Annotated in this window: 24 protein-coding genes; 14 read left to right on the top strand and 10 right to left on the bottom strand. The window is 65.4% G+C overall.

The features are described from left to right. The first annotated feature begins 83 nt into the window (after positions 1-83). From ACLV74_RS10180 to ACLV74_RS10130, 11 genes are all read left to right on the top strand, one after another. Positions 84-1,907, top strand: a complete 1,824-nt coding sequence (locus tag ACLV74_RS10180; protein ID WP_411879279.1) for an acyl-CoA dehydrogenase — start codon at positions 84-86, stop codon at positions 1,905-1,907. Then, the gene (locus ACLV74_RS10175; RefSeq protein WP_411879278.1) at positions 1,907-2,137 is read left to right on the top strand and encodes a hypothetical protein; all 231 of its coding nucleotides are present in this window, start codon (positions 1,907-1,909) and stop codon (positions 2,135-2,137) included. Before ACLV74_RS10180 ends, ACLV74_RS10175 begins: the two co-directional genes overlap by 1 nt. Before the next feature lie 211 nt (positions 2,138-2,348). Then, positions 2,349-3,140 carry an SDR family oxidoreductase gene (locus ACLV74_RS10170; RefSeq protein ID WP_411879277.1) on the top strand — a complete coding sequence of 264 codons (792 nt, stop codon included), beginning with the start codon at positions 2,349-2,351 and terminating at the stop codon, positions 3,138-3,140. 24 nt (positions 3,141-3,164) lie between these two features. Continuing rightward, complete coding sequence (locus ACLV74_RS10165; RefSeq protein WP_411879276.1) at positions 3,165-3,599, top strand: PaaI family thioesterase; 435 nt, start codon at positions 3,165-3,167, stop codon at positions 3,597-3,599. 51 nt (positions 3,600-3,650) lie between these two features. Beyond that, on the top strand, positions 3,651-4,667 hold the full coding sequence (locus ACLV74_RS10160) for an NADP-dependent oxidoreductase (protein ID WP_411879275.1): 1,017 nt from the start codon (positions 3,651-3,653) through the stop codon (positions 4,665-4,667). 159 nt (positions 4,668-4,826) lie between these two features. Next, on the top strand, positions 4,827-6,566 hold the full coding sequence (locus ACLV74_RS10155; protein ID WP_411879274.1) for an acyl-CoA dehydrogenase family protein: 1,740 nt from the start codon (positions 4,827-4,829) through the stop codon (positions 6,564-6,566). A 26-nt stretch (positions 6,567-6,592) separates the two neighbouring features. After that, entirely contained in the window at positions 6,593-7,531 is a 939-nt protein-coding gene (locus tag ACLV74_RS10150) for a glutathione S-transferase family protein (protein ID WP_411879273.1), read from the top strand. Continuing rightward, complete coding sequence (locus tag ACLV74_RS10145; RefSeq protein ID WP_411879272.1) at positions 7,528-7,983, top strand: GNAT family N-acetyltransferase; 456 nt, start codon at positions 7,528-7,530, stop codon at positions 7,981-7,983. Before ACLV74_RS10150 ends, ACLV74_RS10145 begins: the two co-directional genes overlap by 4 nt. Before the next feature lie 83 nt (positions 7,984-8,066). Next, entirely contained in the window at positions 8,067-8,972 is a 906-nt protein-coding gene (locus tag ACLV74_RS10140) for an SDR family oxidoreductase (RefSeq protein WP_411879271.1), read from the top strand. Further along, a complete protein-coding gene (locus tag ACLV74_RS10135) occupies positions 8,972-9,811 on the top strand; it encodes an alpha/beta hydrolase family protein (RefSeq protein ID WP_411879270.1) in 840 nt (279 codons plus the stop codon). Before ACLV74_RS10140 ends, ACLV74_RS10135 begins: the two co-directional genes overlap by 1 nt. A 46-nt stretch (positions 9,812-9,857) precedes the next feature. After that, the gene (locus ACLV74_RS10130) at positions 9,858-10,460 is read left to right on the top strand and encodes a thioredoxin fold domain-containing protein (protein ID WP_411879269.1); all 603 of its coding nucleotides are present in this window, start codon (positions 9,858-9,860) and stop codon (positions 10,458-10,460) included. A 2-nt stretch (positions 10,461-10,462) separates the two neighbouring features. Here the strand turns inward: ACLV74_RS10130 and serA are convergent, their stop codons facing one another. The 8 genes from serA to ACLV74_RS10090 form a co-directional block, all read right to left on the bottom strand. After that, positions 10,463-11,692 (bottom strand): phosphoglycerate dehydrogenase, encoded by a 1,230-nt coding sequence (gene serA, locus ACLV74_RS10125; RefSeq protein ID WP_411879268.1) that lies wholly within the window; start codon positions 11,690-11,692, stop codon positions 10,463-10,465. Positions 11,693-11,791: 99 nt separating this feature from the next. After that, positions 11,792-12,310, bottom strand: coding sequence for an MOSC domain-containing protein (locus tag ACLV74_RS10120; protein ID WP_411879267.1), 519 nt, complete (start codon positions 12,308-12,310; stop codon positions 11,792-11,794). After that, positions 12,307-12,792: a rod shape-determining protein gene (locus ACLV74_RS10115; protein ID WP_411879266.1), complete on the bottom strand. Its 486-nt coding sequence runs from the start codon at positions 12,790-12,792 to the stop codon at positions 12,307-12,309. The genes ACLV74_RS10120 and ACLV74_RS10115 overlap by 4 nt, the downstream gene beginning before the upstream one ends. A 29-nt stretch (positions 12,793-12,821) precedes the next feature. After that, complete coding sequence (locus tag ACLV74_RS10110) at positions 12,822-13,334, bottom strand: hypothetical protein (RefSeq protein ID WP_411879265.1); 513 nt, start codon at positions 13,332-13,334, stop codon at positions 12,822-12,824. Positions 13,335-13,346: 12 nt separating this feature from the next. Further along, positions 13,347-13,697: a GlpM family protein gene (locus ACLV74_RS10105; RefSeq protein WP_411879264.1), complete on the bottom strand. Its 351-nt coding sequence runs from the start codon at positions 13,695-13,697 to the stop codon at positions 13,347-13,349. Between the two features lie 72 nt (positions 13,698-13,769). Beyond that, positions 13,770-14,264: a GNAT family N-acetyltransferase gene (locus ACLV74_RS10100; RefSeq protein ID WP_411879263.1), complete on the bottom strand. Its 495-nt coding sequence runs from the start codon at positions 14,262-14,264 to the stop codon at positions 13,770-13,772. Between the two features lie 33 nt (positions 14,265-14,297). After that, complete coding sequence (locus ACLV74_RS10095) at positions 14,298-15,068, bottom strand: DUF1223 domain-containing protein (RefSeq protein ID WP_411879262.1); 771 nt, start codon at positions 15,066-15,068, stop codon at positions 14,298-14,300. A gap of 89 nt (positions 15,069-15,157) precedes the next feature. After that, the gene (locus ACLV74_RS10090; protein ID WP_411879261.1) at positions 15,158-15,676 is read right to left on the bottom strand and encodes a hypothetical protein; all 519 of its coding nucleotides are present in this window, start codon (positions 15,674-15,676) and stop codon (positions 15,158-15,160) included. 210 nt (positions 15,677-15,886) lie between these two features. Here ACLV74_RS10090 and ACLV74_RS10085 point away from each other — a divergent pair, with 210 nt between their 5' ends. Next, a complete protein-coding gene (locus tag ACLV74_RS10085; protein WP_411879260.1) occupies positions 15,887-18,256 on the top strand; it encodes a Tex family protein in 2,370 nt (789 codons plus the stop codon). Between the two features lie 77 nt (positions 18,257-18,333). After that, on the top strand, positions 18,334-19,440 hold the full coding sequence (locus ACLV74_RS10080) for a patatin-like phospholipase family protein (protein WP_411879259.1): 1,107 nt from the start codon (positions 18,334-18,336) through the stop codon (positions 19,438-19,440). A gap of 4 nt (positions 19,441-19,444) precedes the next feature. Here the strand turns inward: ACLV74_RS10080 and ACLV74_RS10075 are convergent, their stop codons facing one another. Then, positions 19,445-20,548: a porin gene (locus ACLV74_RS10075; protein WP_411879258.1), complete on the bottom strand. Its 1,104-nt coding sequence runs from the start codon at positions 20,546-20,548 to the stop codon at positions 19,445-19,447. A gap of 135 nt (positions 20,549-20,683) precedes the next feature. Further along, a complete protein-coding gene (locus ACLV74_RS10070; protein ID WP_411879257.1) occupies positions 20,684-21,001 on the bottom strand; it encodes a hypothetical protein in 318 nt (105 codons plus the stop codon). A gap of 242 nt (positions 21,002-21,243) precedes the next feature. Here ACLV74_RS10070 and ACLV74_RS10065 point away from each other — a divergent pair, with 242 nt between their 5' ends. Beyond that, the gene (locus ACLV74_RS10065) at positions 21,244-21,717 is read left to right on the top strand and encodes an acyltransferase family protein (protein WP_411879357.1); all 474 of its coding nucleotides are present in this window, start codon (positions 21,244-21,246) and stop codon (positions 21,715-21,717) included. Positions 21,718-21,855 lie beyond the last annotated feature (138 nt).

Raw genomic sequence — 21,855 nt, 5'->3', positions numbered from 1 at the left:
AGCACCATGAATGAAACCCTGCTCCTTCAGAAAGGGCAGGCGTTTCCTGCCTTGCCGTCTTGCCGTGCACCCGGGAGGCCGTCATGAGCCTGCGGCCCACCCTCGACTTCCTGCTTTACCACTGGCTGGACGCCGAATCGCTGAACCAGCGCGCGCGCTTCGCCGACCATTCGCGCGAAACCTTTGACGCGGTGTTCGACACCTGCGAGCGCATCGCGCGCGAAAAATACGCGCCTTTCAACCGCATCGTGGACACGCAGGAGCCGCATTTCGACGGCGAAAAAGTCATCCTGCCGCAGGCCACGCATGACGCGCAGAAGGCCTACGCGGCTTCCGGCATGCTCAGCGCCGCGCAGGACTATGAAGTCGGCGGCATGCAGCTGCCCTACACGGTGGAGGCCGCGGCCAATGCTTTCTTTGCGATGGCCTCCGTCAGCATTGGCTCGGGCCTGCTCACCACCGGCAATGCCAACCTGCTGATGGTGCACGGCACGGAAGCGCAAAAAGAGGTCTTCGCCAAAAACGAATTCTCGGGCCGCTTCTCGGGCACCATGTGTTTGTCCGAACCGCAGGCCGGCTCCTCGCTGAGCGACGTGACCACGCGCGCGGTGCCCGACGGCGAAGGCTTTGAGGCCGACCCGCTGGGTGCGCGCTACCGCCTCAAGGGCAACAAGATGTGGATTTCGGCCGGCGAGCATGAGCTGACCGACAACATCATCCACCTGGTGCTGGCCAAAATACCGGGGCCGGACGGCAAGCTGATCGCCGGCACGCGCGGCATCTCGCTGTTCATCGTGCCCAAGAAGATGGTCAATCCGCGGGGCGAACTCACCGGCGTGCGCAACGACGTGGCGCTGGCCGGCCTGAACCACAAGCTGGGCTGGCGCGGCACCACCAACACGCTGCTCAATTTCGGCGAAGGCAAATACCCGGTGGACGGCCAGGCCGGCGCCGTCGGCTACCTGGTCGGCAAGCCGCATGAAGGCCTGCGCTGCATGTTCCACATGATGAACGAGGCGCGCATAGGTGTGGGCACGGCCGCCACCATGCTGGGCATGGCGGGTTATTACGCCAGCCTCGATTACGCCAAAAACCGGCCGCAGGGCCGGCCGGTGGGCGTGGGCGGCAAGGATGCCTCCCGGCCGCAAATACGCATCATCGAGCACGCCGACGTCAAGCGCATGCTGCTGGCGCAAAAAGCGTACTGCGAAGGCGCGCTGGCGCTGGAGCTGTACTGCGCGCGCCTGGTCGACGAGCACCACACCGGCGACACGCAGGCCGCCGACGATGCGCGCCTGCTGCTTGAGGTGCTGACGCCGATTGCAAAAAGCTGGCCCAGCGAATGGTGCCTGGAGGCCAATTCCCTGGCCATCCAGGTGCACGGCGGCTACGGCTACACGCGCGACTTCCCGGTGGAGCAGTACTGGCGCGACAACCGCCTGAACATGATCCATGAAGGCACGCACGGCATCCAGGCCATGGACCTGCTGGGCCGCAAGGTGCTGATGGAAGGGGGCAGGGGGCTGCAATTGCTGGCAGCGCGCATCAACGCCACGATTGAAAAAGCCATACAGCGGCCCGAACTGGCGGTGCACGCCAACGCCCTGGGCAAGGCGCTGCAGCACGTGGGCAGCGCCACCAAGGCCGCGTGGGCCACGGGCGAGCCGGGCGAGGCCCTGGCCAATGCGGTACCCTATATGCAGGCCTTCGGCCACACCGTACTGGCGTGGATCTGGCTGGACGTGGCGCTGGCCGGTCTTTCCTTGCCGCAGGATGCGCCGCAGGCGGGAAGAATGGGGGCCATGCGCTACTTTTATCATTACGAATTACCGAAGATCGACGCCTGGCTCAAAGTGGTTGAAACCCGCGACCTGACCTGCGCCGACCTGCCCGAGGAGGCTTTTTAGTGTCATTTTTCAAACCGTCCGCCGACCCTGTGTCCAACAAGAACATTGCGCGCCTGCAGGCCCTGATCTGGGTGCTGATCTACGGCGGGCTGCTGATTTTGGTGCTGGGCCTGTCGATGGAACGCCTGGACGATGCCATAGGCTGGTCCATGGTGGTTATTGGCGGCATCATTGCGGCGATAGGTTTTGTGCTGATCTACGTGCGCTCCCGCATCAACGTGGGGTCCTAGGCCGGCTCCCGTTCGAAGTCGCCACGACGACAGCCCAGGCCAAAAGCCGCCCCATCTTGTGCCAACATGGCGAGGCCTTACGCATCCAGAGCAAGTGAACATCGCAGCTGCGGCTGCCCGACAATCCCCCTCAATCCCACCCCATCATCCTCGCCAATGCCGCGCATGCAGCGCAAGGCGGGCACGATGACAACACACCAGGAGACCGCCCATGACCCGTACCATCCAGCAACTGTTTGACCTCAAAGGCAAGACCGCCCTCGTGACCGGCGGCTCGCGCGGCCTGGGCCTGCAACTGGCCCAGGCGCTGGGCGAGGCCGGCGCCAAAATCATCCTGAGCTCGCGCAAGGCCGAAGACCTGATCGAGTCCGCCGCCGAGCTCAAGGCCGCCGGCATCGACGTCGACTGGATCGCCGCCGACTGCTCCAAAGAGGAAGACATTCGCGCGCTGGCCGATGAGTCCATCAAGCGCCTGGGCCACGTCGACATCCTGGTCAACAACGCCGGCGCCGCCTGGGGCGCGCCCGCCGAAGACCACCCGGTCGAAGCCTGGGACAAGGTCATGAACCTCAACATCCGCGGCTACTTCATCCTGAGCCAGCACATCGCCAAGCACAGCATGATCGCCCGCAAGTCCGGCCGCATCATCAACGTGGCCTCCATCGCCGGCCTGGGCGGCAACCCGCGCGAGATGACCACCGTGGCCTACAACACCTCCAAGGGCGCCGTCGTCAACTTCACGCGCGCGCTGGGCTGCGAATGGGGCAAGTACAACATCACCGTCAACGCCATCTGCCCGGGCTTTTTCCCGAGCCGCATGACCGTCGGCACGCTGAAAGCGCTGGGCGAGGAAAAACTCGCCTCGCATGCGCCGCTGGGCCGCCTGGGCGACGACGAGGATTTGAAGGGCCTGTGCGTGCTCTACGCGTCGGATGCCGGCAAGCACATCACGGGCCAGTGGCTGGCCGTCGATGGCGGCGTGTCCGTAGTAACCGGCGGTTAAGCCGAGATGGGCTGGGAAGAGCTAATGGACTTCGGCGCCGACATCCCCTTCGTCAACCACCTTGGCTTTGCGCTCGAGCTGTTCGAGGGCGGCGCCTCGGCCATCGGCTATGCGCCCAAGCCCGAGCACCTCAACTCCTTCGCCGTCACGCACGGCGGCGCCATCATGACGCTGCTGGACGTGACCATGGCGACGGCCGCGCGCAGCGTGCAGAAAGACGCGGGCGTGGTCACCATCGAGATGAAGACCAGCTTCATGCGGCCGGCGCCGGGCGACGGCAGCCGGCTCACGGCCAGGGGCCGGCTCATGCACCGCACCGCGACCATGGCGTTCACCGAAGCCACGCTCTACGACGCGCAAGGCCAGGCCTGCGCGCATTCAACCGGCACCTTCAAGTACGTCAAACGCAAGCCCGCCGCCGGTACGCCGGCATCGGGCGGCGCGATTTCCACGGACTGACACCCGCATCCCGCCGCAGCCGCGGCATCCCATACACACCAGGAGACAAGCATGCCCATCAACCAGCAAATCCTCCTCGACAACCGGCCCACCGGCGAGGCCACCGCAAGCAACTTCATGCTGGTCTCCAGCGACACGCCGCCGCTGGAGGACGGCCAGGTGCTGGTGCGCCACCACTACCTGAGCCTGGACCCCTACATGCGCGGCCGCATGAACGACACCAAAAGTTATGCCGCGCCGCAGCCGCTGGGCCAGGTCATGATTGGCGGCACGGCCGGCGAGGTGGTGGAAAGCCGCTCGCCCAAATTCCAGCCCGGCGACAAGGTGGTCGGCATGGGCGGCTGGCAGGAGTTCAGCGTGGTCAACGCCGAGCAGCCCGGAGCTTTGCGCAAGGTCGACACCACCCACGTGCCGCTGTCGCATTACCTGGGCGCGGTCGGCATGCCGGGCGTCACCGCCTGGTACGGCCTGGTCAAAATCATTGAGCCGAAAGCCGGCCAGACCATGGTGGTCAGCGCCGCCACGGGCGCCGTGGGCAGTGCCTTTGCCGCGCTGTCGAAAGCGCGCGGCTGCCGCACCGTCGGCATCGCGGGCGGGCCCGACAAATGTAAATATGCGGTCGACGAACTCGGCTTTGACGCCTGTATCGACTACAAGCAGCATGCCGACGCGGCTTCACTGTCGAAGGCCTTGCGCGACGCCTGCCCCGACGGTGTGGACGGCTATTTTGAAAATGTTGGCGGCATGGTGCTGGACGCCGTGCTGCCGCGCATGAAGGCCTTCGGCCGCATCGCGCTGTGCGGCATGATCGCCGGCTACGACGGCCGGCCCATGCCGCTGGCTTATCCGGCGCTCATCCTCACCAACCGCCTCAAGCTGCAGGGTTTTATCGTCAGCGAGCACATGGAAGTCTGGCCCGAAGCGCTCAAAGAACTCGGCGCGCTGGTCGGCACCGGCAAGCTGCGCCCGCGTGAAACCGTGGCGCAGGGGATTGAGGCCGCGCCAGAAGCTTTCCTGGGTCTTCTCAAAGGCAAGAACTTCGGCAAGCAACTGGTGAAACTGATCTAGATATGTGGCCCCCACGATCGCGCACTGCGTGTCGCTTCCTGCCCCCCGAGGGGGCCGCTGCGCCTGCGGTCTGGCAAAGCCAGTCCCGCGGCCCCGGTTGGCATGAAGAGTCACTACATTCACGCACCGTGATCGAACCCGGCTGTGGAAAGGAAAGTGATGAGCCCCACCCATGAAGTCTTCAACCAGCCGGCGCCGCTCGCGGACTACAACCTGTTCGCCACCAACCGGCCGCTGCGCGATGCGCTGAAGTTCAATGCGCCGGCACTGGACACGGCTGAACTGGGCCGGCTGGGCGCCGCGCTGGGCAGCAGCGCCATGCAGGCGCATGCGCGGCTGGCCAATGTGCATGGGCCGGTGCTGCACAGCCATGACCGTTTCGGGCGGCGTGTGGACCAGGTGGAGTTTCATCCCAGCTATCACGAACTCATGAAGCTCGCGACCGGTTCGGGTTTGCACGGCACGCCGTGGGGGAGCCCTCACCCTGACCCTCTCCCGGGGGGAGAGGGAGTAGGAGGGGCGACGGCTTCCCCGGTTTTACTCCCTCTCCCTCTGGGAGAGGGCAGGGGTGAGGGCTCCCCGGGCTCCCCGCACGTCGAACGCGCCGCAGGCTTCATGCTGTTCACCGAGCTGGAACCCTCGACCCTGTGCCCCATCTCCATGAGTTACGCGGCCACGCCCGCGCTGCGCGGCAACACGGCCATCTACGCCGACTGGGGGCCCAAGCTGGCCAGCCGCGCCTACGACCCCGAACTCAAGCCCTGGCAGGCCAAGGCCGGCCTCACCATGGGCATGGGCATGACGGAAAAGCAGGGCGGCTCCGACGTGCGGGCCAACACCACGCGGGCCGAGCCCGTGGGCCGCGACGGCTGGGGCGAGCGCTATGCCCTCACCGGCCACAAATGGTTTTTCTCGGCGCCCATGTGCGACGCTTTTCTGGTGCTGGCCCAGGCGAAGAGCGGGCTCTCCTGCTTTTTCCTGCCACGTGTATTGCCCGACGGCAGCCTCAACGCCATCCGCATCCAGCGCCTCAAGGACAAGCTCGGCAACAAGGCCAACGCCAGTTCCGAAGTGGAGTTTGAGAACGCCCAGGCCTGGCTGGTCGGAGAGGAGGGCCGGGGCATCCCGCAAATCCTCGAGATGGGCACCATGACGCGGCTGGATTGCGCGCTGGGCACCAGCGGCCTGATGCGCCAGGCGCTGGCCTTGGCGCTCAACCACACCTCGCAGCGCAAGGCCTTCGGCAAACTGCTGGTGGACCAGCCGCTGATGCGCAACGTGCTGGCCGACCTGGCGCTCGAATCCGAAGCCGCCACCGCGCTGGCCATGCGCCTGGCGCGCGCCTTCGACCGCCCGGGTGATGCCCACGAGGCCGCCATGGCGCGCCTGCTGACGCCGGTCGCCAAATTCTGGATCTGCAAGCGCGGCAGCCACTTCGCGCAGGAGGCCATGGAATGCCTGGGCGGCAACGGCTATGTGGAGGAGGGCGGCGAAGGCGTCATGGCCCGCATCTACCGCGAGATGCCGCTGAACTCCATCTGGGAAGGCGCGGGCAACATCATGGCGCTGGACCTGCTGCGCGCCCTGCGCAAGGCCGACGCCGTGGCCGCGCTGGCGCAGGAGCTGTCCGTCGCCAAAGGCGCGCACCCGGCGCTGGAAAAGCTGGCCGCCGCCCTGCCCACACGCATCGAGGAGATGGCGACGGAAATCGAGGCGCGCCGCCTGGCGCAGGACGTGGCGCTCGCGGTGCAGGCCGCGCTGCTGCAGCAGACGGCGCCCGCGGCCGTCTTCAGCGCCTTTTGCGATTCGCGCCTGGCCGGCAACTGGGGCCAGTCCTTCGGCACGCTGGGCGCGGGCACGGATTTCGACGCCATCATCGCCCGCGCCATGCCGCGCTGAAGCCAACAAAATAATCGGAGACACCCATGAGCGAGCTGATCCTTCACCACTACCCCACGTCGCCCTTCGCCGAAAAAACGCGGCTGATGCTGGGCTACAAAAACCTGCCCTGGAAGTCCGTCATCATCCCGATGATCATGCCCAAGCCCGACGTGGTGGCGCTCACGGGCGGCTACCGCAAGACACCCATCCTGCAGATAGGCGCCGACATTTACTGCGACACCGCGCTGATCAGCGACGTGCTCGAACACTTGCAGCCCGAGCCATCCGTGTACCCCGAGCCCAGCAAGGGCCTGGCGCGCACGCTGGCGCACTGGGCCGACAACACGCTGTTCTGGACCTCCATGGCCTACAACACCCAGCCCAAGGGAATCGCCCAGATTTTCGAAAAAGCACCGCCCGAAGCCGCGCGCGCCTTCGGCGAAGACCGCAAGGCCATGAGTTTCGGCATGGCGCGCATCCGCTCCACAGATGCCGCGGCGGCCTACAAGTCCTACCTGCGCCGCATCTCCGACATGCTGGACGACAGGCCCTTCCTGCTCGGCGAGGTCCCCTGCATCGCCGATTTCGCGATGTACCATCCGCTGTGGTTCACGCGGGTGCAGACCCCGGTGCTCGCGGGCATCCTCAAACTCACGCCGGCCGTGCTGGACTGGATGGACCGAATGGCCGCCATAGGCCACGGCACATTTGAGACATCCAGCCCCGCCGACGCCATCGCGACCGCAGCCGCCAACGCCCCCGCGCCCATGCACGACGACATCTTCCAGGACGAACACGGCATCCCGCTGGGCAGCCAGGTGCTGGTCACCAGCGAAAGCTTCGGCCCCGAGCCCACCGAAGGCGAGCTGATCGCCGCCACGCGCATGCACTACACGCTGCGCCGCACAGACCCGCGCGCCGGCACCGTGCACGTGCATTTCCCGCGCATAGGCTATTCATTGAAAGCGGCTATCCCGGCATGAGCGGCATCATCACGTGGCGTTTTGTCCCTTTCAGCGCGCTGACCACGCTGGAGCTTTACGACCTGCTGCAACTGCGCAGCGAGGTTTTTGTGCTCGAACAGGCCTGCGCCTTCCTGGACCTGGACGGCGCCGATACCGAGGCCATGCACTTGCTGGGCGAGCGCGACGGCCGGCTTGCCGCCTATGCGCGCTGCTTTGCCGCCGGCGTGAAGTTTGCCGAAGCCAGCATAGGCCGGGTCGTCACGCATGCCTCGGCGCGCGGCGGCGGCATCGGCCACGTGCTGATGAAGGAGGCGGTGGACCGCCTGCAGGCGCACTGGGGGCCGCAAGCCATACGCATAGGCGCCCAGGCGCGGCTGGAAAAGTTCTACGAGCAGCACGGTTTTGTGCAAAACGGCGAGCCCTACATCGAAGACGGCATACCGCACATCGAAATGCTGCGAGTTGCCTGAGTTGACTGAGTTGCCTGAGTGACAGCTGCCGCGGCGGGCCTCAGGGACAATTTTCCCATTCAAGCCATCAAGAAAGACACGCAATGATCACGGACTTCAAAGGCAAAACGGCGGTGCTGACCGGCGCGGGCTCGGGCTTCGGCCTGGAATGCGCGCGCCTGGGTGCCAAGCTCGGCATGAACCTGGTGCTGGTCGACGTGCAGCAGGACGCGCTGGACAAGGCCGAAGCGGAAATGAAGGCCGCCGGCGCCCAGGTGCTGTCCTTCAAGCTCGACGTTTCCAGCGCCGCGCAGATGGAGGCCATGGGCAAAGCCGTGTTCGAGCGCTTCGGCGCGCCGCACTTCGTCTTCAACAACGCCGGCGTGGGCGCGGGCGGCCTGATCTGGGAAAACAGCCTCAAGGACTGGGAATGGGTGATGGGCGTCAACGTCATGGGCGTGGTGCACGGCGTGCGCATCTTCACCCCCATGATGCTCGAAGCCGCCGCCAAAGACCCGGCCTGGCAAGGCCACATCGTCAACACCGCCAGCATGGCCGGCCTGCTGAACCCGCCCAATATGGGCGTCTACAACGTCAGCAAGCACGCCGTGGTGTCCTTGAGCGAAACCCTGTACCAGGACCTGGGCCTGGTCACCGACCAGGTCGGCGCCTCGGTGCTGTGCCCTTTCTTTGTGGCCACCGGCATAGGCATGAGCCACCGCAACCGCCCGGCCGAGTTGGGCGCGGACAAGCCCACCAAAAGCCAGATGATCCAGCAAGCCATGACCGGCAAGGCCGTGGGCTCCGGCAAAGTCACGGCCGAAGACGTGGCAAAGCTGGTGTTCGACGCCATCGCAAACAACAAGTTTTATATCTACAGCCACCCCAAGGCCATCCAGTCGGTGCAGACGCGGCTCGAAGACGTGCTGCAGGCGCGCAACCCGACCGACCCCTTTGCCGACAAGCCCGAAATCGGCCAGCAACTGAAAGCCGCCTTGCGCGGCGCCTGATGCGGCGCGTTTGCCTGGCTGTTGCCGGCCTGCTGCTGGCCGGCTTGCCTTGGGTAGCCTTCGCCCAGCAGGCCACATGCCCCGACGGCAAAAAGGCCGACGGCGTGGAGCGGGCAGGGAACAGCCGGCATTGCCTGGTCATACGCACGCTGCAGCCCGCGCAGGCATCCGCCCGGGTCACGCCCAGGGTGCTGGTCGTTTTCCTGCATGGCGATAACGGCGGGCGCACGGAGCTGAAGGCCGACAGCGGCGCGGCCGCCATGCTCGCGGAAAAGCTCCAGGCCGTCACGGTGGCGGTGCAGCGCCCCGGCTACCGCAGCGAGCTGGGCACGTCGGACGGCCAGTCCGGCCCCGGCGACGACGATTACACAACGCAAAACGTCGGCATCGTCTCCGATGCGCTGGCCCAGTTGCGCAGCTTGAATCCGGCCAAAAAAATCCTGCTGGTCGGCCATTCGGGCGGCGCGGCCACGGCGGCCCTGCTGGCCGCCCGCTTCCCTGGCAGCGCCGATGCCTACCTGCTGGCCGGCTGCCCCTGCGATGTGCCCGCCTGGCGCCAGTGGCGTGGCAACTCGGCCGGCAAGAAGGGCGCCTGGACCAGCCTGTCGCCGCTGGCCGAGGCCGGCAAGGTGCCGCCCGCCACGCTGATCAGCCTGGTCGTCGGCAACAAGGACGAAAACACCTTGCCCCTCTTCAGCGAAAGCTACGTGAGAGCCCTGCAGGCCCGCGGCGTCAAGACCCGTGTGACCTATGCGATGAACGCCACCCATGTGTCGGTGCTGCGCTCGCCCGAGTTCTTCATGCTGGCGGGGGAATTGGCGGACGCGCTGTCCAGGTAAGCGGCCTCAGTTATTCTTGCGCTTTCGTTCACTGATGGCCGCCACCATGTTCAAACCCTTGCCCTCACTCCTTGCCGCCGTGCTCACGGCCTGCGCCTTGCTGCTCGCCGGCTGCAACGACGCCCCCGAAACCGCCGCGCAAAAAGCCGCGACGGCCGCCCCCATCTCGGTCGAAGCCATCGCGGCCGAAGCCCAGGGTTTTGTCGTCGGCTCGCAAATGAGCAAGCGCACCGTCTATATCTTCTTCGACGCGCAGTGCCCGCACTGTGCGGTGCTGTGGGAATCCGCCAAGCCGCTCAAGTCCCAGGCCAAGTTTGTCTGGATCCCCGTCGGCCTGCTGAACGCCGCCAGCACCGCGCAAGGCGCCACCCTGCTGGCCGCCGGCGACCCGATAGCCGCCATGGACGAACATGAAACTTCCCTGAAAGCAGGGCGCGGCGGCATCAGCGCGGGCAGCAACACCGACAGCAAAAAAGACGCCGTCGCCAAAAACACGGCGCTCCTGAACCGCCTGGGCTTCACCGCGATCCCCAGCATCGTCGGCACCCATGCCCAGACCGGTGCGGTGGTCTCACGGGAAGGAGCCTTGCCGACGGCCGCGCTGGCGGACCTGCTGGGCTTGCAGGTGCCGGCTGCCCCCGCGCAGTAAGCCTAGAACAACACGCGGCTGCGAATCGTCCCCGGCACCTCGGCCAGCTTGGCCAGCGCCATGTCGGAGTGGGCTGCGTCGATGTCGATCACGACGTAGCCCACAGCCTCGTTGGTCTGCAGGTACTGCGAGGCGATGTTGATGCCGTTGCTGGCGAACACCTTGTTGATCTCCGACAGCACGCCGGGCACGTTGCGGTGGATGTGCAGCAGGCGGTGTTTGCCGGGGTGGGCGGGCAGCGCGACTTCGGGGAAGTTGACGGAAGAGGTTGAGGTGCCGTTGTCGCTGTACTTGACGAGTTTTTCGGCGACTTCGATGCCGATGTTTTCCTGGGCTTCCATGGTGGAGCCGCCCACGTGCGGTGTCAGGATCACGTTGTCCAGGCCGCGCAGGGGTGACTCGAAGATGTCCTTGTTGCTGCGCGGCTCGACCGGGAAGACGTCGATCGCGGCGCCCAGCAGCTTCTTGTTTTTCAGGGCTTCGGCCAGCGGCTCGATCTCCACCACCGTGCCGCGTGAGGCATTGATCAGCACGCCGCCGGGTTTCATCGCCGCGATCTCGGCCGCGCCCATCATCCACTGCGTGGCCTGGGTTTCAGGCACGTGCAGGCTGACCACGTCGGACTGGGCCAGCAAATCCTTGAGCTGGCCGACCTGGCGGGCATTGCCCAGGGGCAGCTTGGTGACGACGTCGAAGAACACGACATGCATGCCCAGCGCCTCGGCCAGCACCGAGAGCTGCGTGCCGATGGAACCGTAGCCGACGATGCCCAGGGTCTTGCCGCGGATTTCATAGGCGTTGTCGGCCGACTTGAGCCAACCGCCGCGGTGCGCGACCGCGCTTTTTTCGGGCACGCCGCGCAGCAGCAGGATCGCCTCGGCCAGCACCAGTTCGGCCACCGAACGCGTGTTGGAAAAGGGCGCATTGAACACCGCGATGCCGCGTTCACGGGCCGCATTGAGATCAACCTGGTTGGTGCCTATGCAAAAGCAGCCGACGGCGGCTAGCTTGCCGGCCCGGGCAAAGACCTCGGCCGTGAGCTGGGTGCGCGAGCGTATGCCGACAAAATGCACGTCGGCGATCTTGGCCTTGAGCTCGTCGTCGGGCAGGGCGCCGGACAGGCTTTCGATGTTGGAATAACCCGCGGCCTTGAGAACCTCCACGGCGGAGGGGTGTATGCCCTCCAGCAGCAGGAACTTGATTTTGTGCTTGTCGACCGAGGTTTTAGTCATGGAGGCGGGCAGGGCGGTGAGTGAATGGCAGGCCAGTATGAAGCATGGCAAATACCCATGCTGCTCCACGGTTTGGCCGAACCGGCTAGCGCCTTGCGCTCAGGCCCGTTCGCAAACCACAGCATCACCCACCCGCAGCAGGCCGCCCTGCAGCACGCGCGCCGTCAGCCCGCCATGGCCGCGCATCATGTTGTAGCCGCCGGCGCCCAGCACTTCGTCCATGCGCGAGCAGGGCTCGCAGGGGCCGGTGATTTCCAGCACCACGGGGCCTAAACGCAGCACCATGGGCTGGTCCTTGAACAGCGATTTGGCGGCCAGCAGGTTCAGGCCCGACACCACAAGGTTGCGGCGAAGGTCCGCGGCGTTCACGGCTTCCAGCCGCGCGAGGGAGGCCAGCACAGGCAGGTGCTCCGCCTGCATCAGCGTGACCTGGCGTTTGCCGCCTGGCGCGCCGCTGGCGCTGCGGTCGCCCTCAAGTCCGTGCCCCGCGAGCGCCGTGGCGCTCTCTACGGCCAGCACCGGAACGCGCCGGGCGGGCCTCAAAAATATCTGTTCAAGCCGGCCCGCATGGGGAAACTCGCGCGTCAGCGCGCGCAGGTCGCCCGGCCCCGCTTTCACTCGAGCACCCGGCCCGTGGGTGGGTAGTCGCGCGACAGTACCTGCTCATCCGTCAGGTCCTGGCCTTGCCAGATCGTGACTTCCGAGGCGCCCGCGCCCAGTGCCATTTCATGGAAGGCGCGTATCTCCACCTGCGTAAAGCCGCCGGCCGGATCGCCCTGGAGATGGAATACCACGCGGGGCGCCGCAGCCAGGGCTCGGCTTTTGGGCAGCTTTTTCACAAAGGCCTTGAGCACCTGCTGGCCCAGTGTGAAGTCGGACATCAGCGAGCGCGGGTGGCTGAAAGGGTTGCTCACCAGCGCCGACTTGCTGGATTTGTAAAGGGCCGCTTCGTCGCCCACGCCCAGCACCTTGGGCTTGGGCCCGCGCGAGATGGCGATTTCGGGCACTTCGGAGACAAAGGCGCCGGTTTTGGCGTTGCGCACCGTGAGGCGCACAGGCGACAGGCGTATGTACAAAGGGGGTTTGAAGAGGTTGAACATGGCGTGAAAAATTCCGGTGAACCTCGGCCTTACGAAAACACGGCCTTGAGCGCCGCCAGCAGCCTGGCGCCCGCCACTTTGACCCGCGTCTTGAGGCGCCGCGCCATGCGCCAGGGCCAGGAGGCGCGGGCTTGCGCGATGATTTTGTCTTTCCAGGCTTTCCAGGGCGTATACAGCCGCGCAAACCAGGCCATGCGCATCAGCGCGGGCTGCGTCAGCTGGAAAAGGCGGGCCGCCATCGCCGTTCCCGCCAGCTTTGCAGCAAGAATCAAGCCCAGGCCCAGGGTGATATGGCCCTGGCCGAAGAGGTAAAGCGCCAGCAGCTTGATGGGAATCAGCGCGAGCACCGGCACGCCGAAGGCCAGCAGCGCGGCCCAGGGCGGCAGGCCCGTGATAAAGCGTTCCAGCCGCGCCCACCAGGGCAGCCGGCCAAGCGCCGCGAAGGCGGCCGCCAGGGGCTCCCAGCCCCATTCCTCGAACAGCAGGAACAGGGCCACGGGGGCCAGCAGCAAGCCACGCAATATTTTTTTGAGCCTGTTCACGTGGCTTTCACTTCAAAGCGCCGCGGGGTAGGCGCGGCTCCAGCCCAGCATCAGCGCACCGGCCGCCACGGCCCAGGCCAGGGTGGCGGCGGCGAGGGTCACCGTCAGCGTGGTGCGCACGCTGAGCCAGTAAACCGCCAGCAGGTAGGCCGCGTAAGGGATCAGCGACCACAGGCCGAACAGCGCGGTGGCGCGCAGGTCGGCGGTGTTGCGTTCACTGCCCACGATGTAGTGCGCGATGAGCGCAAAAGTTGGAAACAAGGGCACCAGGCCGGCAATGACAAAGCTGCGCGAGCGGGACAGCAGGGCGATCAGCAGCACGGCCAGCGCGCCCAGCAGGCATTTGAGAAACAGGGAAATCATGGGAGAAGACGGGGCGCGGGGCGGGAAGAAGGCATGCGCCACAGTTTAGCGAGCGGCCCGGAAGCCGGAAACCTAGGCCTGCTTGCGCATCGAAAAAACCTGCCCATTCGACAGGCCGGGCACGACGGCAAAACCCAGTCGCTCATAGATGGCCAGCGCCGGGTCGTTGTCGCGGTACACGCGCAAGGTGAAAGCGCCGGCGCCCGTGCTGTGCGCGGCCTCGGCCATCAGCAGTTCGCACAGCGTGGTACCCAGGCCCTGCCCGCGCGCTTCGGGGGCCAGGATGATGCGCGCCAGGTGGGCGACGCCGGGCTCACGCATCCAGAATTGGCCGAAGCCCAGGGCCGGGGCGAATCCGTGGCTCATCACAAAGCTGTTGGCGCCGGGCTCGGCCAGCAACTGCGGCAGGCGCGCCGGCGTGAACGGGAACTTGAGGCGGGGCCCGGCCCAGCGAAGGCAGGTGTCGGCATCCTTGATCCAGCCGCCCAGCGCCAGGTAGTCCGCGGCTTCAGGTGGGCGCAGGGCGGGAGGCGGTGAAACGGGGGAGGGCGTCGGCCGGGGATCCATGCAGCGATTGTGCTGCAAGCCGTGAATGGGCTCTCAGGCCGCGCACTGCAAGCTCACGGCCTGCAGCGTCCGGCCGGTTTTCAGGTCGAACACCACCAGGTTGATCTGGCGTTCATGGCCGGGCGTTGCCGCGATGCTGCGGAAAGCGAGCTTTTGCGGCGAAGCGCCCTCGCTTTTGTAGTCGCCCGCCGGGGTGTACTGGCGCACGACAAAATCGTGCTTGAGGAACTCGCCGGCGTTTTCGCCGGCCTGCACCTTCGAGTTGTGGCCGTGTTCGGTCACCGTCCAGTAGGCGGACCAGGAGGGTGCCAGCTGCAGCGCCGCCACCGGCGTCACGACGGCTTCGTACTGGTCCGGCCCAAGTTGCGTCAGCACGATGCCGGCGCGCGCCGGCTCCTTGCCGCCGGGCGGCCTGGGCCCCCAGGCGGGCAGGTCCTTGCCGTTGAGCACCGCCTGCGGGGTGTACACGCTGCGCAGCTTGTTGCGCTCGGCGACCTCGTGCTGGCGCCTGGTGTAGGCCGGCGCGGCAAAACGGTCTACCCAGCCGATGTAGTCCCAGTAACCGACATGGAAGGCCTGCACCACCATGCCCGAACCCTTGAGCGAGGACAGCCATTTGTCGGCGGGCGGGCAGGAACTGCAGCCTTCAGAGGTGTAGAGCTCCATGACGGGGGTGACCGCCGGCCCCGATGCGGCGGTGCAGGCGTTTTGGGCGGCCATCGCATGGCAGGCCACCGACAGAAGGGCGGCTGCGGTGACGATCTTGATCCGGGGTGGGGAAGGGGGCGTGGAAGGCTTTGGCATCAGCGGCTCCAATGGCGTTGAAAAACAGGCGCCATCCCCGCAAGGAGTGCGCCTGTGCATAGCCGTTGGTCGCGGGACGCCGGACTTTCTTACACCAGGGGCATGGTCAGGTGGTCTTTTTGCAGGCTGCTGATGCCGTTGCGCCGCTCCAGGCGGTCTTCCAGCTGGCCCATGTAAGCGGCCATGCTGTTGTCGGACTGCTCCAGGCGCGCCAGCAAGGCTTGCTGCTGCTGGGCGAAGCGTTCGGCCAGCACGGTGGCGGCGGCGGCTTCGCGGTGCTGGGCGGCCAGCGCCTGCACTTCAAGGTAGCTGCGCAGTTCGGTGAAGCGCGAGGCTTCGGCCTTGTCGGCGAGTTCGCGCTGGGTGTTGAGCTCGCGCGCGTACTTGCGGGTTTCGATGAGGTTGGTGCTTTGCATGTACAGCGTCGTGGCCAGGAAAATCACGGTGGCGATCACCAGCAGCAACAACATGACCAGGCCCAGCGGCACCTGGATGGTGGTAAAGCCCAGGCTCAGCATGCTGGTGCGCGTGAACTCATCCATGTTGAGCGCCGCAAAGCCGGCCAGCAGAAGAATGGCAACCACCAGAAAAATTGTGCGAGTACGCATATCCATCTCCCGAAAAATGTAAGAAATTGCTTTTCAGCTTATGCCAATTATGGGAAGCAAACCCTCGTTTTTCCTGTGGGACAATGCCGACCCTTGGCGTCAGTTTGTGGGGTTCGCCATGTGACCCCAAGGCCTGCGACACTGAGCCCTGTTTCTTTCGTTTCAGCTTCCAAGCCATTTCTCCAGCCCCTCATAGCACCTTTTTCCGATATGCAAAAAATCATCCGCCAGATCGCGGCAGAAATCAAAGTCCAGGAACACCAGATCAAGACGGCGGTGGAGCTGCTCGACGGCGGCGCCACGGTTCCCTTTATCGCGCGCTACCGCAAGGAGGCCACCGGCGGGCTTGACGACATCCAGCTGCGTGAACTCGAACACCGGCTCGGTTACCTGCGCGAGCTGGAGGAGCGCCGCGAAGCCGTGATCAAAAGCATCGAGGAGCAGGGCAAGCTCACGCCCGAGCTGCGCGCGGCCCTTGAGTTCGCCGCCACCAAGCAGGACCTGGAAGACCTTTACCTGCCCTTCAAGCCGCGACGCCGCACCAAGGGCCAGATCGCGCGCGAAGCCGGCATCGAACCGCTGGCCGACAAGCTGTTCGCCGACCCTTCGCTGGTGCCGGCCGACGAGGCTGCGGCCTTTGTGAAGGCCGATAAGAACGAAAGCGGCGACGACTTCACCACCGTGCAGGCGGTGCTGGACGGCGTGCGCGACATCCTCAGCGAGCGCTGGGCCGAAGATGCGGGCCTGGTGCAGTCACTGCGCAACTGGCTGTGGAGCGAAGGGCTGTTCTCCTCCAAGCTGGTCACCGGCAAGGACGAGAACCACGCCGACAACAGCAAGTTCCGCGACTACTTCGATTACGACGAGCCGATAGGCCGCGTGCCTTCGCACCGCGCGCTGGCCGTGTTCCGCGGCCGCGGGCTGGAGATCCTGGACGCCAAGCTGGTGCTGCCCGAGCAGGCCGAGCCCGGCAAACCGAGCATCGCGGAAGGCAAGATCGCGCTGCACCTGGGCTGGAGCCACAAGGCGCGCCCGGCCGATGACCTGATCCGCAAGGCCGTGGCCTGGACCTGGCGCGTCAAGCTCAGCCTGTCGCTGGAGCGCGACCTCTTCACCCGCCTGCGCGAAGAGGCCGAAAAAGTCGCCATCAAGGTGTTTGCCGACAACCTGCGCGACCTGCTGCTGGCGGCGCCCGCCGGCCCGCGCGTGGTGATGGGCCTGGACCCGGGCATTCGCACCGGCGTCAAGGTGGCGGTGGTCGACGCCACCGGCAAGCTGGTGGAGACCTCCACCGTCTTTCCGCACGAGCCGCGCAAGGACTGGGACGGCTCGCTGCACACGCTGGCCAGGCTCTGCGAAAAACACGGCGTCAACCTGATCGCCATCGGCAACGGCACGGCCAGCCGCGAAACCGACAAACTCGCCGCCGACCTGATCAAGGGCATGGCCAAGGTGGAGCAGGTCATCGAAAAAGTCGTGGTCAGCGAAGCCGGCGCCTCGGTCTACTCGGCCAGCGAGTTCGCCTCGCAGGAAATGCCCGACGTGGACGTGAGCCTGCGCGGCGCGGCCAGCATCGCGCGCCGCCTGCAGGACCCGCTCGCCGAACTCGTGAAGATCGACCCCAAATCGATTGGCGTGGGCCAGTACCAGCACGACGTGAACCAGAGCGACCTGGCGCGCAGCCTGGACACCGTGGTCGAGGATTGCGTGAACAGCGTGGGTGTGGACCTCAACACCGCCAGCGTGCCGCTGCTGGCCCGCGTCTCGGGCCTGTCGCAAACCGTCGCCAAGTCGGTGGTGCGCTGGCGTGATGCCAACGGCGCGTTTGCATCCCGCGCCGATTTGCTCAAGGTGACCGGGCTGGGCGCCAAGACTTTTGAACAAAGCGCGGGCTTTCTGCGCCTGCGTAGCAGCAGCAATCCGCTGGACATGACCGGCGTGCACCCCGAAACCTACCCGGTGGTCGAAAAAATCATGGCCCACACCGGCAAGCCGGTGGCCGAGCTCATGGGCCGCGCGGAGATGCTCAAGACCCTGAAGCCCGAGCTCTTCGCCAATGAGCAGTTCGGCGTGATCACCGTCAAGGACATCATCACCGAGCTCGAAAAACCCGGCCGCGACCCGCGCCCCGACTTCAAGGTGGCGCGCTTCAACGACGGCGTGGAAGACATCAAGGACCTGAAGGAAGGCATGACGCTGGAAGGCACGGTCAGCAACGTCGCGGCCTTCGGCGCCTTTGTCGACATCGGCGTGCACCAGGACGGCCTGGTCCATGTGAGCCAGCTGGCCAACAAGTTCGTGACCGACGCGCGCGAAGTCGTCAAGACCGGCGACATCGTGAAAGTGCGTGTGACCGAGGTCGACGTGGCGCGCAAGCGCATAGGCCTGACCATGAAGCTGGACGCCGCGCCGGCACGCCGGGACGGCCCGCGCGACAACCGTTTTGAAAGCGCGCGCCCGCCCGGCGGGCAGAACCGCGGCGGCGGCAACTACGGCGGCGGGCGCGGCGGTACGCAGCAGCCCGCGGGCGCTACGGCCATGGAGTCGGCCTTCAGCAAGCTGGCGGCCCTCAAGAAGTAGGGGAGGGCGCGTCCCGCAAAGGACAGCCTCGCCCCCGGCCCGATGGTTCAATACGCCCGCAGCCCAATCTACCTTTCATGAAAGCCCTCCGCATCTACGCCGGCCCCAAGGCGCGCCGGCACATCGAACAGAACGGCCTGCAGCCTGCGGACATCGGCGTTGTGCCGGGTGCGGCCGGCGGGCCCAAGGGCCTGGTCCTGGGTGCGCTGGACCGTTTTATCTTCGGCGACTGGCTCGCAAAAACCGGCCACCCCGTGCATCTGGTCGGCTCGTCGATAGGCGCCTGGCGCATGGCCACGGCCTGCCTGAACGACCCGGCCGCGGGATTCTCGCGGCTGGAGGACGACTACATCCACCAGCATTACGAGCTGCAGCCCGGCCAGAAACGCCCGACCGCCGAATTCGTCAGCGAGCAGTTCGGGCAAAGCCTGAAAGAGTTTTACGGCGGCCGCGTGCACGAGGTGCTGCAACACCCGCGTTACAGGCTGCACATCGTGACCTCGCGCGGGCGCCACATGCTGGGCCGCGAGCACAAGCTGGCCACGCCGGTGGGCTACCTGGGCGCCTTCCTTACCAACAGCCTGCACCGCAAGGCCATGGGCGCCTGGCTGGAGCGCGTGGTGTTTTCCACGCCCGGCGCGAAGCTGCCGTTTTCCACCAGCGACTACCGCACGCGCCAGGTCGACCTCAGCGAAACCAACTTCAAGCTCGCGCTGCAAGCCAGCTGCTCGATTCCCTTTGTGCTGCGCTCAGTGCACAACGTGCCCGGCGGGCCGCCCGGCGCCTACTGGGACGGCGGCATCACCGACTACCACCTGCACCTGAATTACGCGAGCGACCGGAGCGGCGACGGCACGGAGGCGAAGGGCGGCGCGGGCCTGGTGCTCTACCCGCACTTCCAGAAATCCGTGGTGCCCGGCTGGCTGGACAAAGGCCTCAAGTGGCGCCACAAGTCCACCCCTTTCCTCGACAACATGGTGCTGCTGGCGCCCGACCCGGAGTGGATCAGGCACAAGCTGCCCAACGGCAAGCTGCCCGACCGCACGGACTTCGTGCGCTATGGGCCGGACCTGCAGGGCCGGATAAAGGCCTGGAGCGCGGCGACCGCGGCCAGCGCGCAGCTGGCTGAGGAATGGCAGGAATGGCTGGCGCGGCCCGACCTGGAGCGGGTGGGCGCGCTTTGATGGCTTAGAACATGTGCGCGATACCCGCGTACACCGATTTCGGGCTCTGGCCGACGGCCGAGAGCGCCAGGCCCGGCGAGCTTCCGCCGCCGCCGCTGATGGTGTAGCCGGCATTGGCCTGGTTGCTGATTTTGGTCGCGCCGGCGTAGAGCGTGGTGCGCTTGGACAGCGCGTAGTCGTAGCGCACGCCGAAGGCCTTGGAATCCGCGTTGGCCGTGGTCTTGTTCTTGAGCTGGCCGTAGGTGGCGATCAGCTTGCCGGGGCCCAGGGGCGCCGACGCGCCGACCTGGTAGGCATCCAGCGCCGGCGCTCCCACGACGTCGCCGCGGCGGCGCACAAAGATGGCCGAAGGCTTGATCACCCCGAAATCGTAGGAAATCGCAAAGTCGGTGTACTTGTCGGTGTTGCCGATCAGGTAAACGGTTTTTTCCGTGAGGTAGCTGATTTGCGCGGCCAGCGTGCTGCTGCTGTAGCCGGCCGCAATGTTGAGCGTGTTGCCGGTGGATTTGGGCTGGCCCACGCCGGTCGACTCACCCAGCGCATAAAACACCTGGCCCTTGAAGCCGCTCCAGGTCGGCGTGGTGTACTGGATGGAGTTGTCGCGGCGCGTGGTGGCGTCGGCGGGCGAGCCGCCGTTGATGCCCACGCCGGGGCCGGCGTAATAGTTCAAGGCCCCCGACATGGTGAAACCGGTCGGGTCAAACGCCGCCATGGTGCCGAAGTGCGGGGTGTATTGGCGGCCCAGGTTGATGGCGCCGAAGTCGCCGCTGAGGCCCACAAACGCCATGCGCTGGAACATGTAGGAGGCGCCCGTCGGCACGGTGCTGGTCGGGCTGAAGGCCGTCCCCGTGCTGGCACCCGTGTCCAGCAAAACACCCGCTTCCAGCACGAAATTCGCCTTCAGGCCGCCGCCCAGGTCTTCCGTCCCGCGAAAACCGAAACGCGAACCCATGGCGCCGCCGCTGGAGATGCGCGTCACCGTGCCGTTGCCCGCGGACGCCAACTCCAGAAACGAGTCAAGCACGCCGTAAATCGTGACGGAACTCTGGGCCTGAACCGCGCAGCTGGCGGCCGAAAGCACGGAGAGTGCAAACAATTGGGTTTTCATGAGGTCTCCTGGGTGTTATTGATCTGGCGTGCTCAACGACCCGGCATTCCCCCCTTGGGCGATGCACCCGCGACCCGCCGCCGGGCGGTTGCACGGAAATCGTCAATCACGGACCAGAGCGTAACGGGAATTTGGTTATAAATAATAAGTAAATAGACTCTTGCCAAGTTGCCCGTTTATGGTTATGAAAAGTAACCATATTTGGTATTTAGAACCCTGCCGCCCCTGATCAGCGACGCGCCCCGGCGGCAAGCGGGGAATGGGGTGCGCCGGTGCGCGGGGTTGATTCAACCCTGCGTCAGCGGCAGCCTCCTGAGGCGAGGCCGCCAGCATTTTTTCGTATTTCCCGTTGGCGATGCGCGGGTTCGTCTTGTGGCAATGGTGTGCCAGTGCTCCGGTGATGATTTGCCCGAACTGCTCGCGCCAAGTCGACCTCAGCGAAGACAGCTTCAAGCCCGCGCCGCAGGCCGGGTACTCGATCCCGTTTGTGCGGCGCTCGGTGCACAACGTGCCCGGCGGGCCGCCTGGCGCGGGGCCCCGGCAAGTAGCCCTAAGCATGCTGGCGCCGAAATATGAACAATGCGGCATCCCGGATTGGGTGTGAGCCTTGTTGTTTAACAGCGACCTTGTAATTTTTTCCTGAACACAAGCGGTGACAAGGGGCACGCCTCTTATTAGACTGCGTGCACATTGGTTTGGCCGAAGCGCAACCAAAACAAGAAGAAATCAAAGAGGGAATCCATGAACTTGTTTCAATGGCTCGCACCGAGGTTGGTGCGAGCGAATCGAGCGCGGCTGTGCAAGGGGTTGGTCGCATCCCTGGGAATGCCCTGGCCTTCTTCCTGCTCAGTAGCTGCGGTATGCGGTCACCTGGAGGCGGCGTTGACAACGGCCGGCAAGGCAACCTGAGCGGAAAGTTGATAATCCCGGTCGTACTAAAAACCCCAATCCAATTGACTTCATTCCTGCGCGTAGCTAAATCAATTATCAATTCTGGCAATGTAAACGCGCCCGGTTTATCCCAATCAACTTCACGCACGAGGTCATTGGTCTACCGGCCAGACATTGATGGGCTTCGAGCCTTCGCCATACTTTCAGTTCTGGTATTTCACGCTTTCCCCCATTTTCTTCCTGGCGGATTTATTGGCGTCGATATCTTCTTCTGTTGAATTCCGTCGAAATCTGATCCACTTAACGCAGTAATTTCCATCCAAATCTGACCCACGTAGGCACTACCCTGCTTGTTTTAAAAGCAGGGGAAATTAGGAGTGATAGACGTGGCGACATTGAATGTCATCAGACGCTGG

It is taken from the genome of Polaromonas sp. YR568, from assembly GCF_943369415.1.
Classification (GTDB): Bacteria; Pseudomonadota; Gammaproteobacteria; order Burkholderiales; family Burkholderiaceae_C; genus Polaromonas.
The sequence above is the reverse complement of the archived record's forward strand: the minus strand, read 5'-3'. Positions and strand labels throughout refer to the sequence as shown.

What these genes read in the sequence shown, in the direction of transcription:
- ACLV74_RS10075 (WP_411879258.1), bottom strand. Translation starts at nt 20,548, where the DNA reads ATGAAAACCCAATTGTTTGCACTCTCCGTGCTTTCGGCCGCCAGCTGC.
- ACLV74_RS10090 (WP_411879261.1), bottom strand. Translation starts at nt 15,676, where the DNA reads ATGCGTACTCGCACAATTTTTCTGGTGGTTGCCATTCTTCTGCTGGCC.
- ACLV74_RS10160 (WP_411879275.1), top strand. Translation starts at nt 3,651, where the DNA reads ATGCCCATCAACCAGCAAATCCTCCTCGACAACCGGCCCACCGGCGAG.
- ACLV74_RS10180 (WP_411879279.1), top strand. Translation starts at nt 84, where the DNA reads ATGAGCCTGCGGCCCACCCTCGACTTCCTGCTTTACCACTGGCTGGAC.
- ACLV74_RS10170 (WP_411879277.1), top strand. Translation starts at nt 2,349, where the DNA reads ATGACCCGTACCATCCAGCAACTGTTTGACCTCAAAGGCAAGACCGCC.
- ACLV74_RS10100 (WP_411879263.1), bottom strand. Translation starts at nt 14,264, where the DNA reads ATGGATCCCCGGCCGACGCCCTCCCCCGTTTCACCGCCTCCCGCCCTG.
- ACLV74_RS10095 (WP_411879262.1), bottom strand. Translation starts at nt 15,068, where the DNA reads ATGCCAAAGCCTTCCACGCCCCCTTCCCCACCCCGGATCAAGATCGTC.
- ACLV74_RS10135 (WP_411879270.1), top strand. Translation starts at nt 8,972, where the DNA reads ATGCGGCGCGTTTGCCTGGCTGTTGCCGGCCTGCTGCTGGCCGGCTTG.
- ACLV74_RS10165 (WP_411879276.1), top strand. Translation starts at nt 3,165, where the DNA reads ATGGACTTCGGCGCCGACATCCCCTTCGTCAACCACCTTGGCTTTGCG.
- ACLV74_RS10150 (WP_411879273.1), top strand. Translation starts at nt 6,593, where the DNA reads ATGAGCGAGCTGATCCTTCACCACTACCCCACGTCGCCCTTCGCCGAA.
- serA (WP_411879268.1), bottom strand. Translation starts at nt 11,692, where the DNA reads ATGACTAAAACCTCGGTCGACAAGCACAAAATCAAGTTCCTGCTGCTG.
- ACLV74_RS10155 (WP_411879274.1), top strand. Translation starts at nt 4,827, where the DNA reads ATGAGCCCCACCCATGAAGTCTTCAACCAGCCGGCGCCGCTCGCGGAC.
- ACLV74_RS10115 (WP_411879266.1), bottom strand. Translation starts at nt 12,792, where the DNA reads ATGTTCAACCTCTTCAAACCCCCTTTGTACATACGCCTGTCGCCTGTG.
- ACLV74_RS10130 (WP_411879269.1), top strand. Translation starts at nt 9,858, where the DNA reads ATGTTCAAACCCTTGCCCTCACTCCTTGCCGCCGTGCTCACGGCCTGC.
- ACLV74_RS10080 (WP_411879259.1), top strand. Translation starts at nt 18,334, where the DNA reads ATGAAAGCCCTCCGCATCTACGCCGGCCCCAAGGCGCGCCGGCACATC.
- ACLV74_RS10140 (WP_411879271.1), top strand. Translation starts at nt 8,067, where the DNA reads ATGATCACGGACTTCAAAGGCAAAACGGCGGTGCTGACCGGCGCGGGC.
- ACLV74_RS10085 (WP_411879260.1), top strand. Translation starts at nt 15,887, where the DNA reads ATGCAAAAAATCATCCGCCAGATCGCGGCAGAAATCAAAGTCCAGGAA.
- ACLV74_RS10105 (WP_411879264.1), bottom strand. Translation starts at nt 13,697, where the DNA reads ATGATTTCCCTGTTTCTCAAATGCCTGCTGGGCGCGCTGGCCGTGCTG.
- ACLV74_RS10145 (WP_411879272.1), top strand. Translation starts at nt 7,528, where the DNA reads ATGAGCGGCATCATCACGTGGCGTTTTGTCCCTTTCAGCGCGCTGACC.